The following is a 17,955-nucleotide window of genomic DNA, read 5'->3' on the forward strand; positions in this document are numbered from 1 at the left end:
GCGCTTACAGACGTGAAACCTGCCGCGCAAGCTGCAGCAGCGATTCGGCCAACGCCTGCGGTGAAGAGGCCTGTGCGTTGAACGGCAGGACGGTTTTACGTTTGACCAGCGTGACCGGCAGCAGTTGGTTGCCGGTGACGGACTCGCCACGGGAGAGTTGCAGCAATCTGTCGACGCTGCTCAGCCCCAGCTGCGGGAAGTCCTGCTTGATAGTAGTCAGCGGCGGGATATAGCAGGAGCTGTCTTCAGTATCGTCATAGCCAATCAACGAAATATCAGCCGCGACGCGCAGGCCGAACTCGCTTATCGCGCGCATCGCCCCCAGCGCCATCTGATCGTTGGCGACCAGCATCGCCGTGGGCAATGTGCCATCGTTCAGCATCTGCGACGTCTGTTGAAAACCGGACATCGCACTCCAGTCGCCTTCAATTTCCGCAACGGGCTGCAGCTGATGCTGCGCCAGATACTTATGCCAGCCCGCCAGCCGCAGCCGCGCCGAGATGGAAGAACGCGGCCCCGCCAGCAGCGCTATGCGTTGATGACCGTGCTGCAGCAGATGTTCGACCCCCAGCCGCGCGCCGTCGTCATGGGAGAAAATAATGCTGTTAACGGGGTAGCTATCGGAAACATCGAGGAACACCACCGGCACGTTGCCGCAGGCCTTGGCAACGGCGAGCGCATCGTCTTCATCCAGCGGGTAGTTGATAATCAGCCCGTTGACCCGCTGCGTCAGCAGGTTATGCACCGCCGCCCGGCACGCCTCCACGCCGCTGCGTTCAACCATGCCGATCACCACGCTGGCGCCGGCCTGATCGGCACGGGACTTAATGGCGGCAACGATTTGCGACGGCGCATGCAGCGCCAGGTTGGCGGTGACGACGCCGATCAGCGGCATCTGCTTGCCCGCCAGCTGCTGGGCGACGCGGTTGGGGATATAATTGAGCGCCGCCATTGCAGCCTCGACTTTCTCACGGGTTTTGGCGGAAACGTGGTTGGCCTGGTTAACCACGCGGGAGACGGTCTGATAAGAGACGCCCGCATGCGCTGCAACATCGTATAGCGTGACCGGTTTCACATTCATCCCCTGATTCCAAAGTTATCCGCGCTATCATGCCACAGCCGGCAAGATTTTTCGTCACCGGGCAAAGGAGCGCCGCAGGCCCCCGCTGGTTTACGGCTCAATACGTACCGGCGTACCGGCCGGCACCCGCGACCACACGTCCTGCATTTCGGCGTTGGTCACTGCGATACAGCCATCGGTCCAGTCCATACGCTGCAGCAACGGCGCCAGCCATCCCCAGCCGTTGGGCTGTCCGTGGATCATAATATGGCTGCCAGGCGAATAACCGCCCGCTTTGGCCTGCGCGATATCGTCAGCATCCGGGTAAGAGATATGCAGGCTGAGAAAATACTTGGAGCGGGAGTTGCGCCAATCGATGGTGTAATCGCCTTCCGGCGTTTTCCGATCGCCCTCGCGCGTTTTCGCCCCGCCGTCTGCCGCTCCCCCTAGTGCAATAGGGTAACTGGCAACCACCCGGTTGTCCTTCAGCAGGCTCAGCGTACGCGACGCCTTGCGAATCAGCACCTGGTCAACCTGCTCTGCCGCCGTACGCTGCGCCGGCGGCGCACCGTAGCCAAAGCGCGCCATCAGCCAGCTATAGGCCAGCGGACACAGCACCAGCAGTGTGAAAAAAATCAGCAGATAACGGCCGACACGGCCAGGGCGCTTGAGGCGATGCATAACGGTGAGATCTCCATAAAAATGGGCTGAGCAAGGTGCTCAACCGCGGGTCCTTACGTTTGTTCTTCGCCGTCGCCGGTACGCGTCAGCGGTTCTGCGGAAAATAGATATAGCATTCATATATCAATCATCCGCAGCATATTATATGAATCCGTTACCGGCGACCATGAAAAATAAAACAATCAGACTATAAGCCATAGATAAAATTAATAACCACGGCGCAGAAAAAAACACGGTGAAAAACGTTTAACAGCAAGTATACTACGACAGGCTATGCATCAGGATTGACAGTAGCCATTTAAAATATCAATAAATCCAAAAAGCATCATAAAAAAAGGGAATATTCAATGAATAAAATAATTAGCGCCGCCATATTGGGGACGGCTTTTTTGTTATCCGGCTGTTCATCAGAACCTTCAGAGAGCGATATCACCAAAGCGATACAAGCATCATTCGACGAGAGTAATAAACAACGTGAAGAACTCGTTGGTGAGATTGCAAAAAAAGAAGAAAACAGAGTCTCTCTTATTTCTGCCAGAAAAATATCCTGTTCCAAATCAGGGGATAAGAAATACAACTGCGAAGTCGAAATGGAAACAAAAATGCCGCTGGTAGGCACATCAAAATCAATAAGTCCGTTACAGTTTATCAAAGACGACGGCAGATGGAGGCTGGTCTCAGGCTAATTTATAACAAACTGAAAACACTGGCATATCGGCCGGTGTTTTCAGTGTTGGAGACAGAAAGACAGAGCCGCTCCTCTCAGCGCTGAATAAAGTTCAGATTACCCGGCCTCTGCAGGAAAAAACGCCGTAGCAAGGTTCAGACAAGATTAATGAATTCTTCTAATCAACCCTAGCGAATTGCCCCATCTAATCAAATAAATCCCTCTGCGTTATGCTCTTTCCACTCCACGCTGAAAGGGTAACGCCATGCAAACAGTAAAACTGCACAACAATATTGATATGCCTCTGCCGGGCTTTGGCGTGTACCCGATCACAAATGCCGCCGAATGAGAGCACGCCGTTACTGACGCCATTGAAACGGGGTATCGCCTGATTGAATGCGGCAACAGCCTATCAGCATGCGCGCATGGAAGAAAATATCAACGTCCTCGATGTTGCGCTCAACCCCGAAGAGATGCTGCAGATTACCGCTCTTGATACCGCAACCAGCGCGTTCTTCTCACGCCATGACCCGGCCAGAGTGGAATGGCTGACCAATCGTAAACTCGACGTTTAATCCCGCCACAGAAGAGGTAGTTATCGATGCAAAAACGTTATCTTGGTAAATCCGGCCTGGAAGTGTCGGCATTAGGACTGGGTTGCATGGGGCTGAGCTACGGCTATGGCCCGGCGACTGATACCCGCCAGGCCGTCGCACTGATTCGCGCCGCCGTTGAGCGCGGCGTGACTTTCTTCGATACCGCTGAAGTCTATGGCCCGTACCTGAATGAAGAGGTGGTGGGCGAAGCCCTGAAGCCGCTGCGCGATCGGGTGGTTATCGCCACTAAATTTGGCTTTACCTTTGGTGATGATAACAAGCAGCAGATTTTAAACAGCCGTCCGGAACACATCCGTGAAGCGGTGGAAGGTTCACTGCGCCGCCTCAACACCGAGGTGATTGATCTGCTGTACCAGCACCGCGTCGATCCCGACGTCCCGATCGAAGACGTGGCAGGCACGGTGAAAGATCTGATTGCCGAAGGCAAGGTCAAACACTTTGGCCTTTCCGAAGCCGGAGCGCAAACCATTCGCCGTGCGCATGCCGTCCAGCCGGTCACCGCCCTGCAGAGCGAATACTCAATGTGGTGGCGTGAACCCGAGCAGGAAATCCTGCCGCTGCTGGAAGAATTGGGAATTGGCTTTGTGCCGTTCAGTCCGTTAGGCAAGGGCTTCCTGACCGGCGCCATCACCGCCGGGACGACGTTCGGCGCGGACGATTTCCGCAGCAAAGTACCGCGCTTTACGGCAGAAGCGATTGAAGCCAATGAAAAACTGCTCACGCTGCTGGGCGAACTTGCCGCAGAAAAAAGTGCGACCCCGGCGCAGATTGCGCTGGCGTGGCTACTGGCGCAAAAACCGTGGATTGCACCCATCCCCGGCACCACAAAACTGCACCGGCTGGAGGAGAACCTGGGGGCTGCCGCCATCATCCTGTCTCAGGACGATTTGCGCAAAATGTCCCAGGCGCTGGAGACGGTGAAAATCGTCGGCGAGCGCTACCCCGCCGCGCTGCAGGCTCGGGTCGGCCGGTAAGGCTTAAACCGGCTTGCGGCACACCACAGGCCGGTTACTCCGAATAGCGCAGCGCATCTATCATCAACGCAAAGGCGGGCGGATGCTGCTTACGGCTGGGATAATACAGATAATACCCCGGAAATGAGGGGCACCATTCCTGCAGAACCTGGACGAGTTCCCCGGATGCAACCTGCTCCTGCACCATATCTTCGGGCACACAGGCAAGGCCGAATCCCGACAGCACCGCATCCATCCTTTCCGACAGCAGATTCAACGTCAGCTGCCCTTCAACCCTGACGCGCAGCGGCTTCCCGTCCTTTTCAAACTCCCAGTGATACAGTCCGCCGGCGGTGGGCAGACGCATATTGATGCATCGATGATGCTGAAGCTCATGCGGCGTCTGCGGAATGCGCTTGGCCGCAAAATACTCCGGCGCGCCGACGACCGCCAGACGCATATCCGGCCCTATTTTCACCGCAACCATGTCCTTATCAACGCTTTCACCAAGCCGCACGCCGGCATCGTAACGCCCGGCGACAACATCGACAAAGCCATTATCCACCACCAGTTCGACATTGATTTGCGGATATTCCCGAAGGAACGGTTTCAACTTTGGCCACACCAGGCTGCGTGCGGCATGCTCCCCCGCCGACAGGCGGATATTCCCGGAGGCGGTGCCGTTGAGCTGAATCAGCGCCTCCAGCTCCTGCTCCAGATCGGTAATACGTGGTTCCAGACAGGCAATGATTCTTTCGCCGGCCTCCGTTGGCGCAACGCTGCGGGTGGTCCGGGTCAGCAGGCGTATATTCAACCGCGCTTCCAGCGCCTTCATCGCATGGCTGAGCGCGGACTGCGAAACCCCAAGCTTAGCGGCCGCCTTGGTAAAACTTCTCTCCCTGGCAACCACAAGAAAGCTCTGCAGTTCGTTGAAGTTCTCTTTCAGCATTAGCGGTTTCCTTATTTACAACACTCATGAAAGCCATTCATAGATGCAATCATTTTAGCCCCGTTACTAACAATAATGATAATTGATATTCTTTCCCTATCGCCAACAAACCGGAACTGGCTGGCATTTTTTGCGGCGGTGTATATCACATATTGAAAAACGTGCGCAGATAATCAAACTCATACCGCCCCGATGGGCCTAACTGAGTGGTTCAGCACATGGCCCCGCGCACTGAACGCCATGGCAGGAGAAGACGCGCCGAGCGCCTGGTCAGGACAGCGGCTATCAAGGGTGAAATCATGATAAAAACAGAAGACATCATCGAAGAAATAACCCTGTGGATTGACTCAAACATTCATAAACCCCTGCGAATTGAGGATGTGGCATCCCGGGCCGGGTATTCCAAATGGCACCTGCAGCGTATTTTTTCTCAGGTGCAAAAAATCAGTATTGGAAAATATATAAGGGAGAAAAGGTTAGCACTGGCAGAAAAGGAGCTTGTTGAAACCAACGCCCCGATTATCGACATTGTTTGTAAATACGGTTTTGATTCACAGCAGACGTTTACCAGAGTATTTTCAAGGAATTATAAGCTGCCGCCGTCAAAGTACCGGGATATGAAGAGAATGAAGGACTGAAACAACACCCCTGCTCGCGCCTAATGGGCGTATTTTATCTCTGATTGTGCACGATACACGCCAACCTCAGGGCGAAAGTGCCTACCCTTCGGCAAACGTGCCGGGTGGCGCCACGATGATGCAGAGTCTTGCTGGCTGCCAAACCGACCTTTATAGATGCAATAGGCATCGCTATTACTCACGCTCAACGTTGACCACATCTCCGTTATCTCGCAGTAAATAGCGGCCGTCATATGTAATCAATAACGTACGATCATTTTTTATCTGTCTTACGGAAAACACGGCGTTCTTATCAATACAATTATCCTTGGCTTTCCTGGCATCAAAACACAGCCTGTCATACTTCCCTTCCTCTTTATAGCCGCTGCCAAAATCCCAAAAAGTTATGGTAAAACTACCATAGCTTGCCGGTTTGGGAATACTATAGCGCTCCTTTAGCATATCTTTATTATTCAGCCACCAGTCTATTTTTCCACGGTCCGTGAGAGGAAAGTCCTTGACCAAAACATCGCTAAAATTATCATTCTCATAAACTGCGACAATTTCAACCGTACACAGCGAGAGCCAAACGAAAGACCCAACAAGGAGACAAGTAATCATTGCCGGTATATAGAGCAGCTTTTTATTCATTAATTTCATTCCGTTAAAAACCACTCTCCAGGTCAAGTCCATGACGTAAAAATCGCTTTACCACCCTTTCGTTTTCACAATATCGCCATTACCTTTCACCATATAGCGCCCATTATCCACGGTGAAAAATACGCTCCCAGCACGGTTATTGCTAACAATAAGTACGGCATCTTTTTCAATGCAGTTCACATCTGTCTTCATCTCAGGAAAACAAATCCTGTCGTATTTTTCTTTCTTTTTATAGCCGTCGCCAAAATCCCAAAAAGTAATGGAGAAACGTCCAGAATCAAGGGATGGGTTAGGTATACCATAGTTTTTACTTAACTTATCCTTATTCTCCAACCACCAGTTTATTTTACCTTTATCTGTTAAAGGGAAATTAGTTACCAAGACATCGCTGAAGTTGTCATTTTTATGGACTACTATAATCTCAATCGGACGTAGCAACATCCAGGACAAACAAACGATAAATGTGCATACAACCAATAGCGACACATAACGTATAGTTTTATTTTTTTCTTTCATTGCGTCCTCCATGATTCTTTGAAAGCAACTGACGACTGTTCGCTAATGGTATTATATACTTTACTCATCTAGCCTACGGAATATTTCCTCCATCATGATATTAATTGACGGCATAATTTAAATTACCGATGTAAAAGTTAGCTTGAATCAATTTTTGCCGTTTCGACTTATCGTTATCCAAGCCATAATAGACAACGTAGTTCCTATAGTTTTTGAAGTGATAACCAAATGTAGGTAAGCATTGACCACTCACAACTCTAAAAGGGACATCATCAAACAGTTTCCTAAATGACACCTCTTTTTCGCTAGTAATTTGAATTGAGGTAATGCGATCGCCTAAATTAACAGGGTATAATACGCATGGTGCGTTACCCTCTATCTTAACATCTGCGTATAGCGTTTCCGGTAAACGATCGCCAGAACCAGGGCAACCAGAGAGAAGTAAAATGGAGCATATAATAAAAAACTCTTTCATTAATTGCCTCTTCCTTATGATAACCCTTTCAGGGCAGTGGCAGCTATACGTTAAACGCCGGTAACTTCACCAATAGCACCGACACAAAAATGATATATCCAATTATCATTCGGACAACATATACGTCACGGTTTACTAGTAAGTTTTTGTTACCTTTTTATGGTCATCGGTTATAAATTCAAATCTGTAATACTGACCGCTAAGCACGTAGAGCAGCTCATAATTCGTACCTCCCTTCAATGGTAAGGGAATACAAGTATCAGGATATCGCTTTACAATACCGTCCTCCATTGCCAGTGGCTTTTTATGATTATTTTCTGATGAGCTTAATGAGTAATACTCCAGTGTATCCCCAGGAGAAGAAGTTATACATATACGGTTTTTATCTACAGTAGCATCCCCTTCTTGATGAAAAGTAAGCCTATCGCCAGCACATCCCGTTAGAAATACAAGTAAAACGAATAAAGAAGGATATTTAATCACTTAAGAAAACCTCCTGATAATTTCTTGCATTCACCAACCAAATAATTCACAACTGCGTCGCAGCATAGTTCGTTAATACTTCCTTATCTTATCTATAAAAACAACTAGAAAACCAATATATTTACACCATAAAAAACACATAAGAACAGTCATATTAATTATTATTAATAATAAAAACATTATGACTAGTTTATATTATCGAGAATTATAACCCACTGTTACATCATGTATACTTTGATCTATGGCACATTTATTAAAGCAGAGAAAGGAAACATCAAGAATCTATGGCAAGATATCTAAGGCATGGAACTATGCTCGTATTTAACATGGTTATACTTAAAGGGATATTGATATGGCTTGGGTTTATCAGCAAAGCACAGGAAAATTATCTAGAAATGGAAAATTGGTTAGTATTGGGTATGCGGGCGCGGATAAAGGAAAGAACAATCCAGAGCTTCAGAACGTGACCAACGTTGGTCCCTTGCCGAGGGGAAAATACATCATCACCGGACGCCCATTTCATCATCCCACCACAGGAAAATATTCCATTCGCCTGCAACCATGCCCATCAAATGAAATGTTCGGGCGAGCTGGCTTCTTGATTCATGGTGATAGCATTGCCCGACCAGGGACAGCATCTACCGGTTGCATTATAATGCCACTACGAACACGACAGGAAATATGGGCAAGCAACGACAGATACCTAGAGGTGATCCTATGAATAAACTTTTACTGATCGCCGGGCTGATGTTCACCATCTCCGCCGGAGCAGCAGCTCCCGGCTGTACATCATGGCCGATGAACATGGCTGAAGTCTGGATGAAAAATGAAAAAATTGTTGATATCGCAGATATTGACGAGGCAAAAACAGAATCCAAACTGCTGGCTATCGAGAAACATGACAAAGGAGAATACACACAGATTTATCACTTTGTATTTCATGATAAAAATGGGAATAAGTACGAAGTAATCACGCAAAATGACGCATCGGACGAGGAGTGCTCATTAAGCGACGTTAATGTGTTCTTGATATCTAAAAGCACAGACAACCACTGACAGCAGTAACCATCTCAGCGGTGTCTGTCTGGAAACTGTCGTGAGGATAGGAAATGCTTATGGTTGTGGATGCAATTCAATACGATGCTACTCTGATATAAAGATCTGCTGAAGTTGGCAATCAAGAAGGTGACTTGTCTGTTATGCGAGGAGCTGACGTTATAACGGACCCCGTGTATCTCATAAAGTTAGTTGTATATTCTTGTACATGAAAACACTTAAAGGATCTGCGATATAAGGGGGAAACGCCTCACAAACCACATATCCGCACCGGCGATATAGAGCTATAGCAGGTTGCTGATGAATACCTGTTTCAAGGCGTAATTGATGGCAAGTATTTTCTAACGCGAGACTTTCAAGAGATGTAACAATTTGCTCTCCGAGTTTACGCCCTCTATATTCTGGACGAATATAAACCCGCTTCACCTCACCAAAGCCTTCTTCCTGAAGGAGTAAAGCGCCGCAACCTGCCGGAACTCCATACTTATCTCGTGCAATTACACATCGCAGTTTATTATCACTGACACTGGAAAAATTCAGACAGTGATTACTTTCATCTGGATACAGCTCTCTTTGAAAAGCATCAAGCTCACTCACCAGACAATCTAACTCAGAATCACCTTTGATTACTTCTGAAATATAGAACATCGGTCATCCCCAATTTATCATCCTGACTTATGAATCTAGCACGTACATTCAGTCCTGCTGAAGATATTGACTAACCCACTGTTACCGGGATGGAGATTATTGAGTGGCTTAAGGTATCAATGTCCGTTTCTGGCGCACAGCAGATTCAGCCATGCTGCCAAACAACAGTGAGTACTGACCAAGCGTTTCAGCAACCAACCTTTGAAATCATATTCTTTATCAGCCAGGGCACTGCTCGTCAAACTTGCAATGTGGTGACATGTTGATCTTGCCTATGAATCGCTGACGCATTTGCTTTTGCCACCCAACACGAAAACGCACTGGGTGCTGAACAAAGCAAAACACCGAAACGATAACTTAATGATTTTATGCAGAAATATGGTGCCGATAATAGGAGTCGAACCTACGACCTTCGCATTACGAATGCGCTGCTCTACCAACTGAGCTATATCGGCTTTGGGAGGTGGATCTGCGGGGCAGATCGGCGTGCGTTGAACAACTTATGCAAAAGCCGGCGATGAGTCAATAGGCGGCTAATCGTTCGCTGAATATCTCATCAACCGTATACTTATTGTGGGCTAAATCCGTCGCGGGCGGCAGAAATAAACGGGGCGCAGCATGCTGCGCCCCGCCGACTTAGTTACCCGCTAGCTACGTGTCAGCCGCGTACCAGATCGTCGCCGTAGCCGATCCACTTATAGGTGGTCAGCGCATCCAGCCCCATCGGGCCGCGGGCGTGTAGTTTTTGCGTGCTGACCGCCACTTCCGCGCCCAGGCCGAACTGGCCGCCGTCGGTAAAGCGGGTGCTGGCGTTCACGTAAACCGCCGAGGAGTCCACCGCGCGGACAAAGTACTCGGCGTTGCTCAGCGAACGCGTCAGGATCGCGTCGGAATGGTGAGTGCCGTGGCTGCGGATATGGTCAATCGCCTGGTCGATATCGTCCACCAGCGTCACGTTCAGATCCAGCGACAGCCATTCGTCTTCGTAATCTTCCGCCTTCACCGCAGTTACCTGCGCCGGACCGCCCTGCAGCAGCGGCATCGCGCTGTCGCTGGCGTGCAGCGTCACGCCGGCCGCCGCCATCCGGGCGCTGAGCGCCGGCAGGAAGCTGTCGGCAATGCTGCGGTTCACCAGCAGCGTCTCCACCGAGTTACAGGCGCTGGGGCGCTGAATTTTGGCGTTCTCAATCACCGTCAGCGCCTTGTCGTAATCCACATTGTCATCAACGTAGATATGGCACACGCCGATACCGCCGGTAATCACCGGAATGGTGGACTGCTCGCGGCACAGCTTGTGCAGGCCGGCGCCGCCGCGCGGGATCAGCATATCGACGTAGCGATCCATCCGCAGCAGTTCGTTCACCAGCGCCCGGTCCGGGCTGTCGATCGCCTGTACCGCCGCCGCCGGCAGGCCGCACTGCTCCAGCGCCTGCTGGATCACCTTAACCGTCGCCTGATTGGTATGATGCGTCTCTTTACCACCGCGCAGGATCACCGCATTGCCGGTTTTCAGGCACAGGCTGGCAACGTCGATGGTGACGTTGGGCCGCGCCTCATAAATCACGCCGATCACGCCCAGCGGCACGCGCCGACGCTCCAGCTTCAGCCCACTGTCCAGCAGGTTGCCGTCCAGCACCTGGCCGACCGGATCGTTCAGGCGGCACACCTGCCGCACGTCGTTGGCGATCGCCGTCAGACGCGCCGGCGTCAGCAACAGGCGGTCCAGCAGGGCTTCTCTCATCCCGCTGGCGCGCGCCTGCGCCATATCCTGTTGGTTAGCCTGTAAAATGATGTCGCTGTCGGCTTCCAGTCTGTCGGCCATCACCGACAACACCTGATTTTTTTTCGCCGTGCTGAGCACCGCCAGTTGCCAGGAGGCCTGCTTGGCGGCCTTCCCCATCTGCTCGAGCATGCTTACTCCTTAACTTACGATCATATCGTCGCGGTGCACGGCCACCGGGCCGTATTCATAACCGAGAATGTCACTGATTTGCTGTGAATGGTGCCCGGCGATCATGCGCATGGCATCGCTGTTGTAGCGGCTGACGCCGTGGGCCAGATCGCGCCCCGCTAGGTTGCGGATACGGATCACTTCGCCACGGGAAAAATCGCCCTTCACCTCGCGGATGCCCTTCGGCAGCAGCGAGCTGCCACGCGCCATAATGGCATCGACGGCGCCGTCATCCACGGTGATCTCGCCGGCCGGCGGTGCGCCGAAGATCCAGCGTTTACGGTTCTCCAGCGGGGCTTCCAGCGCGTGGAAGCGGGTGCCCACCGGATGGCCGTCAATCACGTCGGCCACCACGCCCGGCTTGCCGCCGGCGGCGATCACCACGTCGATGCCCGCCCGGCAGGCTACGTCTGCCGCCTGCAGCTTGGTGCCCATCCCGCCGGTGCCAAGGCCGGAAACGCTGTCGCCGGCAATCGCCCGCAGCGCATCATCAATGCCGTGCACTTCGCGAATCAGCTCCGCCTGCGGGTTGTTGCGCGGATCGGCGGTGAACAGGCCCGGCTGATCGGTCAGCAGCAGCAGTTTGTCCGCGCCGGCCAGGATCGCCGCCAGCGCCGACAGGTTGTCGTTGTCGCCGACTTTGATCTCTGCGGTGGCAACCGCGTCGTTCTCATTGATCACCGGCACGATGCGGTTATCCAGCAGCGCATTCATGGTATCGCGCGCGTTGAGGAAACGTTCGCGGTCTTCCAGATCGGCGCGCGTCAGCAGCATCTGCCCGACGTGGATGCCGTAGATCGAAAACAGCTGTTCCCACAGTTGGATCAGGCGGCTCTGCCCTACCGCCGCCAGCAGCTGTTTAGAGGCGATGGTGGCGGGCAGTTCAGGGTAGCCCAGGTGCTCACGCCCGGCGGCAATCGCCCCGGAAGTGACAATAACAATGCGGTGACCCGCAGCATGTTGCTGTGCGCACTGGCGCACCAGCTCGACAATATGGGCGCGGTTCAGACGCAGCGATCCGCCGGTCAACACGCTGGTGCCCAATTTCACAACCAATGTCTGGCTGCCGTTCATAATCATTCGCCGTTGAAAAAGAAGAAATGCAGAGGACTTTGTAACAGGAGAGACGCGTTATGCCAACAGGCACAACGCGAATTCAGTGCAATTGCCGGGGAAACCGCCTAAGCAGAAAGTTTGATCGGCTGCTCGTTAAAATCGTCGGCAGGTTCCAGCGACAGTTCCATCCCGTTCAGCAGCTCCGCCAAACGCTGATGGAAATCCCGCAGCGTGGTTTCCAGCTTGTCTTTTACTTCAGCATCTTTAATCTTTTCCGGCTGCCATACGCCTTCTTTATTAAACAGCCCGAACTGATAAGTATAGGTAAAACGTGCATCATCCGCCTGCAGCTCAATCCACCAACCCCAGAACTCTCGCTTCTCCGGCGCGGGTTTCACGTTGACGCATACGGCCAGACAGTCAAAGAAAAACCGGTCGTTCTCACATTGCCCTTCACGCAGGTACGGCCCCAAGCTGGCAAATCGTTTCATTAGTCGGCTTTTAGGGTGACCACTCGGTAACGTCATACTGCAACCTCCTTAATGTAGACCCCTCTTTTTAACAAACTGTTAAAAATTAGCAACTCTTTAACGCATTTTGTCATTCAGCCAGCTACTCATCTGCTGCAGCGCCTTGTGGAAGCTGCGGTAAACCGGCGCGCGTGGAATCGCTAGCAGTTTGCCGTCCAGCGACGAGGAGGCAATCAGCTGTGACTCCGCTTTTGCACTGAGCGGGTCCTGCTCCCAATAGCCGGACAGCATCGGCGTGTAGCAGCGACGGCCGAGCAGGCCCTGCATTTTCAGAGAGTAACGGTTCAGTTCCATTTTCAGCACATTATCGGAAGCGTCGGCCATGCCCATCCGGCTGGCCAGCACGTCCATATACATGTCCGGCACCTGCTGCTGGTTGCGGGCATCGCACAAAATACCGTGCACCACCGGGCCCAGGCAGGCTACGCCGCGCAGGCGCTGCGGTTCCAGATACGCCAGCCGCACCGCCACGTTGGCGCCAAAGCGGAAGCCGAAGGCGGTCACCCGCTGATGGTCGACCCAAGGCACGCCGGGCAGCTGGTTCAGCACCTGCTGGTGCAGGAAGCTGGAATCCTGCGTCAGTTTCCATTTGGAGGAGGCGCCGATTGACGGCATATCGATGGTCAGCATCGCAATGCCCAGCGGGGCCAGATAATCGTTAAACAGGCGGTGGTAGTCGGTCTGCAGCGTATCGAGGCTGCCGCACATCAGCACCGTCGGGAACGGCGCCTTGCCCTGCTCCGGCATATGCAGGAAGCCGGTAATAGGGCTGCCGCCTTCAATCTTGAACTCCAGCTCCTTCAGCTGATAAGGCAGCAGCAGCGCCGCCTCTTCATAAGCGCGGTTGGCCAGCACTTCGGCCTGCTCCGCCAGCTCGTCGCCCTTCAGGTGCGGATAGCCGGCGATGCTGTAAAAGTTGGCGGCACGCAGCCAGTGCCTGCCCGCCTGCAGCGGGTCCTGCTGTTCCAGCGCGCGCTGCTGCCACTGCATGCCCTGATGCACCCACTCGTAAATCCAGTTGCCGTTGCGGTAGCCCACCACGGTATCGAGCAGGCGCTCGTCGCTGTGTTCCGCCGCGGAGGCCGCAATGCGTGACAGCACCTCGACAATCTCCACCGCGTCCACGCCGCGCCACGACCACAACAGGCGGTTCAGCATGCGGTACCAGTTATTGGCGGTGTCGCCTTCCAGCGGCGAGTGCATGCTGGCAGAGCGGGCGTGCGGCGCACGCTGAATCAGCGTCGACGTCTCGCGGTGCTTGAATGAGGGCTTGAATAAAATCTCAGAAAGGTTGGCTTGTGCCATGGTAACAACAGCCTCCGTAAATCTGGCGCAGGCGAAAAACGGCCTGATGATTGCCTGTAGTGTACCTAACTCCGGCGGCGGAAACCAAACTATCTCATTGTTAAACATGCGTTAATTTTACTCATCAATGCGGCGAAAGCGCCCGCTAGCGCACTGATAACTAATCCGTTTATCGCTAATAGCGGCGGAAAAAAGCGCCGGACGGCAGGGGAAAAAACGGCGGGAATTTACAAAAATAAAGCGGCAGGAGGCCTGAAAATGCCAACGCCCGGCATCACCGGGCGTTTCAACAGCGTGACGCTTAGCGGCCGCCGATCGGTGGGACGAAGCTGACGCCCATATCCCAAGGCTGTTCGATCCAGGTATCCTGCGGGATGTCGACCACGTAGTCGTCCACCAGCGGGCGACCGGCCGGCTTGGCGAAAATGGTGACGAAGTGGGCTTTCGGGTACATGTCGCGGATGGCTTTCGCGGTGCCGCCGGTATCCACCAGATCGTCAACTACGATGAAACCTTCGCCGTCACCTTCAGCGCGCTTGAGGATTTTCATCTCACGCTGGTTGTCGTGGTCATAGCTGGAAATGCAGACGGTATCGACGTGGCGAATCCCCAATTCACGCGCCAGCAGCGCTGCCGGCACCAGGCCGCCGCGGCTTACCGCGATAATGCCGGTCCATTTTTCGGCAGGCAGCAGGCGATGCGCCAGTTTGCGCGCTTGCATTTGCAACATATCCCAGGTAACAACGTATTTTTCGCTCATAAAAGGTGTCCCAGCCAGTGTAAAATCGGCTTACTAAATGTTCAGGGGAAAAAAGGTTGCGCGAGATTATAGAGATTGGGCGCGCTGAATACCAGTTGAACCGAGGAATTGATCGCGAATTCGTTACCGCCCGCCTCTGGCGATTCATGCTGAAAAAGCCGGCAACTTCCTATAAAACCGCGCCCTTTTACCGATTATGCAGCGTGATACGGCACGCGCACCGGCGCAAATAAAATGATATTCTCTGACTATCGTGCCGACGCGGCACATAGCTAGCCACGCTAACGGCAGCCGCCCCGGCCACGCGTTTATCTCCGCCGGGCATTGCCCTTAACTTAACCGCACGGCCTCCGCCGTCTGAGCCGGAAGCGCCGTCAACAGGAGACTCAACGTGTCTGAATTGTCTCAACTTTCACCACAGCCGCTGTGGGACATTTTCGCCAAAATCTGCTCGATTCCGCACCCTTCTTATCATGAAGAAGCGCTGGCGCAGCATATCCTCGACTGGGCCAAAGAGAAAAACCTGCACGCCGAGCGCGACCAGGTCGGCAATATTCTGCTGCGCAAGCCTGCCACCAAAGGCATGGAAAACCGTAAGCCGGTCGCGCTGCAGGCGCACCTGGATATGGTGCCGCAAAAGAACAACGACACCGTGCACGACTTCGCCAAAGATCCGATCCAGCCGTATATCGACGGTGAATGGGTCAAAGCGCGCGGCACCACGCTGGGCGCGGACAACGGCATCGGCATGGCTTCCGCGCTGGCGGTGCTGGCGGATGACAGCGTTGAGCACGGCCCGCTGGAAGTGCTGCTGACCATGACCGAAGAAGCCGGCATGGACGGCGCGTTCGGTCTGCAGCCGAACTGGCTGCAGGCGGATATCCTGATCAACACCGATTCGGAAGAAGAAGGCGAGATCTACATGGGCTGCGCCGGCGGGATTGATTTTATCACCACCCTGCCGCTGCAGCGTGAAGCGCTGCCGGCCGGTTATCAGACGCTGAAACTGACCATCAAGGGCCTGAAAGGCGGCCACTCCGGCGCGGATATCCACCTGGGTCTCGGCAACGCCAACAAGCTGCTGGCCCGCTTCCTGTTCGCTCACGCCTCGCAGCTCGGCCTGCGCCTGCTGGAGCTGAACGGCGGCACGCTGCGCAACGCTATCCCGCGTGAAGCCTTCGCCACCGTGGCGGTCGCCGCGGACCAGGTTGAAGCGCTGAAAGCGCTGAGCCAGGAGTTCCTGGCAACGCTGCAGAACGAACTGGCGGCAAAAGAGAAAAACATCACCGTGCTGCTGGAGCCAAGCGACAGCGCGCAGCAGGCGCTGACCGCCGACAGCCAGCAGCGCTTCCTGGCACTGCTGAACGGCACGCCAAACGGCGTAATCCGCATGAGCGACGCGGTGCAGGGCGTGGTGGAAACCTCGCTGAACCTCGGTGTGATCACTACCAGCGACAGCGAAGCAGAAATCATCTGCCTGATCCGCTCGCTGATCGACAGCGGCAAAGACTACGTGGTCGACATGCTGACCGCGCTGGGCCAACTGGCGGGCGCCAAAGTGGCGCCGAAAGGCGGCTACCCGGGCTGGCAGCCGGACGCCGATTCAGCGGTGATGCATCTGGTGCGCGAGCTGTATCAGCGTCTGTTTAACAAGACGCCGAACATCATGGTGATCCACGCCGGTCTGGAGTGCGGGCTGTTCAAGAAGCCATATCCGGATATGGATATGGTCTCTATCGGGCCGACCATCACCGGGCCGCACTCACCGGATGAGCAGGTGCAGATCGAAAGCGTCGGCCTGTACTGGCAGCTGCTGACCGAACTGCTGAAAGCCATCCCGGAACGCGACTAAGTACGCATCAGGGCCGGGTTCATCCGGCCCTTAACCGTCCCACGGCAGCAGCAGCTGCCGTTCTATCTGCGGATCCAGTAAGGTGACGTGCAACCCCACCAGCCGGACGCCGCGCCCTTCACGCCGCTCACGCCACACCTGCTGCGCTACCGCCAGCAAGTCCTCCCGGTTCAGCACCGGCCAGACGTGCTCCTGCGTGGTCAGCTGGAAATCCTGAAACTTCAGTTTCACCCCCTGACGGGCAATATGCAGGTCGGGTTTTACTTTGCGCAGACGCGCTTCCAGCTCGGGGTAGAGTTTGTCGACAATCAGCGTCTCGCACTGCGACCAGTCGTGAATATCCTCTGCCAGCGTGCGTTCCACGCCGACCGATTTACGCAGCCGCTCCGAGGAGACCTGACGTTCGTCAATCCCCTGACTGCGCTCCCACAGCACCCGGCCGAACTTGCCAAAGCGCTTTAACAGCGCGGCCAGATCGTAACGCTGCACGTCGGCGCAGGTGTGCAGCCCCAATTCTTCCAGCCGCTTGGCGGTCACCTTACCCACGCCGGGAATTTTGCCAAGCGGCAACTGCTGCAGAAAAGGCGCCACCTGCGCCGGCGGGATCACATACTGTCCGTTAGGTTTATTCAGATCGGAGGCGATCTTGGCAAGAAACTTGATCGGCGCCACGCCGGCCGAGGCGGTGAGCTGCAGTTCATCAAAAATGGCCTGCCGGATTGCTTCCGCCATCAGCGTGGCCGAGCCGTTGCATTGCGGGCTGTCGGTCACGTCCAGATAGGCTTCATCCAGCGACAGCGGTTCAATCAGCGAGGTATAGCGCGCAAAGATCTGGCGAATATGCTGCGAGGCCTCTTTATAGGCCGCCATGCGCCCCGGCAGCAGCGTCAGCTGCGGGCACAGCTTCAGCGCCATCGCGGTCGACATCGCGCTGCGCACGCCGTAGCGACGCGCCGGATAGTTGGCGGTGCTGATCACGCCACGCCGTTCGGCACTGCCCCCGATCGCCAGCGGAATATCCCGCAGGCTGGGATTGTCGCGCATTTCCACTGCGGCAAAGAAGCAATCCATATCGACATGAATGATTTTACGCATCGCGCCCTCCGGTAACACTGTATA

The 17,955-nt window shown here is 54.0% G+C and carries 20 protein-coding genes, 1 tRNA gene and 1 pseudogene; 7 read left to right on the plus strand and 15 right to left on the minus strand.

All coding sequences use genetic code 11. The annotated features are described in order from the left end of the window. Positions 1–4: 4 nt before the first annotated feature. Together HF675_RS18715 and HF675_RS18720 are read right to left on the minus strand one after the other, a co-directional pair. Positions 5–1,075: a LacI family DNA-binding transcriptional regulator gene (locus HF675_RS18715; RefSeq protein ID WP_111738105.1), complete on the minus strand. Its 1,071-nt coding sequence runs from the start codon at positions 1,073–1,075 to the stop codon at positions 5–7. Between the two features lie 96 nt (positions 1,076–1,171). After that, positions 1,172–1,741 carry a murein L,D-transpeptidase family protein gene (locus tag HF675_RS18720; protein WP_105229947.1) on the minus strand — a complete coding sequence of 190 codons (570 nt, stop codon included), beginning with the start codon at positions 1,739–1,741 and terminating at the stop codon, positions 1,172–1,174. A gap of 347 nt (positions 1,742–2,088) precedes the next feature. Between HF675_RS18720 and HF675_RS18725 the strand changes: the two genes are divergently transcribed. From HF675_RS18725 to HF675_RS18735, 3 genes and pseudogenes are all read left to right on the plus strand, one after another. Next, positions 2,089–2,427, plus strand: a complete 339-nt coding sequence (locus HF675_RS18725) for a hypothetical protein (RefSeq protein WP_145961157.1) — start codon at positions 2,089–2,091, stop codon at positions 2,425–2,427. A 400-nt stretch (positions 2,428–2,827) separates the two neighbouring features. Then, positions 2,828–2,983, plus strand: a pseudogene (locus HF675_RS23710) (aldo/keto reductase); the annotation flags it as partial. A 26-nt stretch (positions 2,984–3,009) separates the two neighbouring features. Then, entirely contained in the window at positions 3,010–3,999 is a 990-nt protein-coding gene (locus HF675_RS18735; RefSeq protein ID WP_187043561.1) for an aldo/keto reductase, read from the plus strand. A 34-nt stretch (positions 4,000–4,033) separates the two neighbouring features. Here HF675_RS18735 and HF675_RS18740 read toward each other — a convergent pair whose 3' ends face one another. Continuing rightward, positions 4,034–4,927 carry a LysR family transcriptional regulator gene (locus HF675_RS18740; RefSeq protein WP_187043562.1) on the minus strand — a complete coding sequence of 298 codons (894 nt, stop codon included), beginning with the start codon at positions 4,925–4,927 and terminating at the stop codon, positions 4,034–4,036. A gap of 299 nt (positions 4,928–5,226) precedes the next feature. Between HF675_RS18740 and HF675_RS18745 the strand changes: the two genes are divergently transcribed. Next, positions 5,227–5,565 carry a helix-turn-helix domain-containing protein gene (locus tag HF675_RS18745; RefSeq protein WP_105233218.1) on the plus strand — a complete coding sequence of 113 codons (339 nt, stop codon included), beginning with the start codon at positions 5,227–5,229 and terminating at the stop codon, positions 5,563–5,565. 174 nt (positions 5,566–5,739) lie between these two features. Here the strand turns inward: HF675_RS18745 and HF675_RS18750 are convergent, their stop codons facing one another. From HF675_RS18750 to HF675_RS18765, 4 genes are all read right to left on the minus strand, one after another. Further along, the gene (locus HF675_RS18750; protein WP_187043563.1) at positions 5,740–6,204 is read right to left on the minus strand and encodes a DUF943 family protein; all 465 of its coding nucleotides are present in this window, start codon (positions 6,202–6,204) and stop codon (positions 5,740–5,742) included. Between the two features lie 48 nt (positions 6,205–6,252). Then, positions 6,253–6,720, minus strand: a complete 468-nt coding sequence (locus HF675_RS18755; RefSeq protein ID WP_187043564.1) for a DUF943 family protein — start codon at positions 6,718–6,720, stop codon at positions 6,253–6,255. Between the two features lie 100 nt (positions 6,721–6,820). Further along, positions 6,821–7,195 carry a putative T6SS immunity periplasmic lipoprotein gene (locus tag HF675_RS18760; protein WP_187043565.1) on the minus strand — a complete coding sequence of 125 codons (375 nt, stop codon included), beginning with the start codon at positions 7,193–7,195 and terminating at the stop codon, positions 6,821–6,823. A 135-nt stretch (positions 7,196–7,330) separates the two neighbouring features. Continuing rightward, on the minus strand, positions 7,331–7,678 hold the full coding sequence (locus HF675_RS18765; RefSeq protein ID WP_187043566.1) for a putative T6SS immunity periplasmic lipoprotein: 348 nt from the start codon (positions 7,676–7,678) through the stop codon (positions 7,331–7,333). Positions 7,679–8,030: 352 nt separating this feature from the next. Between HF675_RS18765 and HF675_RS18770 the strand changes: the two genes are divergently transcribed. Then, positions 8,031–8,399, plus strand: coding sequence for a tlde1 domain-containing protein (locus HF675_RS18770; protein ID WP_105229941.1), 369 nt, complete (start codon positions 8,031–8,033; stop codon positions 8,397–8,399). Further along, positions 8,396–8,734 carry a hypothetical protein gene (locus HF675_RS18775; RefSeq protein WP_187043567.1) on the plus strand — a complete coding sequence of 113 codons (339 nt, stop codon included), beginning with the start codon at positions 8,396–8,398 and terminating at the stop codon, positions 8,732–8,734. Before HF675_RS18770 ends, HF675_RS18775 begins: the two co-directional genes overlap by 4 nt. 180 nt (positions 8,735–8,914) lie before the next feature. On the opposite strand, the gene HF675_RS18780 is transcribed toward HF675_RS18775, so the two are convergent. The 7 genes from HF675_RS18780 to gpt form a co-directional block, all read right to left on the minus strand. Continuing rightward, positions 8,915–9,382, minus strand: a complete 468-nt coding sequence (locus HF675_RS18780) for a GNAT family N-acetyltransferase (RefSeq protein WP_105229939.1) — start codon at positions 9,380–9,382, stop codon at positions 8,915–8,917. Positions 9,383–9,761: 379 nt separating this feature from the next. Beyond that, positions 9,762–9,837 (minus strand) — tRNA-Thr (locus HF675_RS18785). Between the two features lie 203 nt (positions 9,838–10,040). Further along, positions 10,041–11,294, minus strand: coding sequence for a glutamate-5-semialdehyde dehydrogenase (proA, locus tag HF675_RS18790; RefSeq protein ID WP_187043568.1), 1,254 nt, complete (start codon positions 11,292–11,294; stop codon positions 10,041–10,043). 9 nt (positions 11,295–11,303) lie between these two features. After that, a complete protein-coding gene (proB, locus tag HF675_RS18795; protein WP_105229937.1) occupies positions 11,304–12,407 on the minus strand; it encodes a glutamate 5-kinase in 1,104 nt (367 codons plus the stop codon). Between the two features lie 107 nt (positions 12,408–12,514). After that, on the minus strand, positions 12,515–12,916 hold the full coding sequence (gene crl / locus HF675_RS18800) for a sigma factor-binding protein Crl (RefSeq protein ID WP_105229936.1): 402 nt from the start codon (positions 12,914–12,916) through the stop codon (positions 12,515–12,517). Positions 12,917–12,976: 60 nt separating this feature from the next. Beyond that, positions 12,977–14,224 carry an esterase FrsA gene (gene frsA, locus HF675_RS18805; protein WP_105229935.1) on the minus strand — a complete coding sequence of 416 codons (1,248 nt, stop codon included), beginning with the start codon at positions 14,222–14,224 and terminating at the stop codon, positions 12,977–12,979. 301 nt (positions 14,225–14,525) lie between these two features. Further along, positions 14,526–14,984, minus strand: coding sequence for a xanthine phosphoribosyltransferase (gpt, locus tag HF675_RS18810; protein ID WP_105229934.1), 459 nt, complete (start codon positions 14,982–14,984; stop codon positions 14,526–14,528). A 391-nt stretch (positions 14,985–15,375) separates the two neighbouring features. On the opposite strand from gpt, the gene pepD reads away from it, so the two are divergent. Next, positions 15,376–16,836, plus strand: coding sequence for a beta-Ala-His dipeptidase (pepD, locus tag HF675_RS18815; protein ID WP_111737666.1), 1,461 nt, complete (start codon positions 15,376–15,378; stop codon positions 16,834–16,836). A 30-nt stretch (positions 16,837–16,866) separates the two neighbouring features. On the opposite strand, the gene dinB is transcribed toward pepD, so the two are convergent. Further along, entirely contained in the window at positions 16,867–17,931 is a 1,065-nt protein-coding gene (gene dinB / locus HF675_RS18820) for a DNA polymerase IV (protein ID WP_105229932.1), read from the minus strand. Positions 17,932–17,955 lie beyond the last annotated feature (24 nt).

The organism is Serratia sp. JUb9 (genome assembly GCF_014298095.1).
Lineage (GTDB): Bacteria > Pseudomonadota > Gammaproteobacteria > Enterobacterales > Enterobacteriaceae > Serratia_B > Serratia_B rhizosphaerae.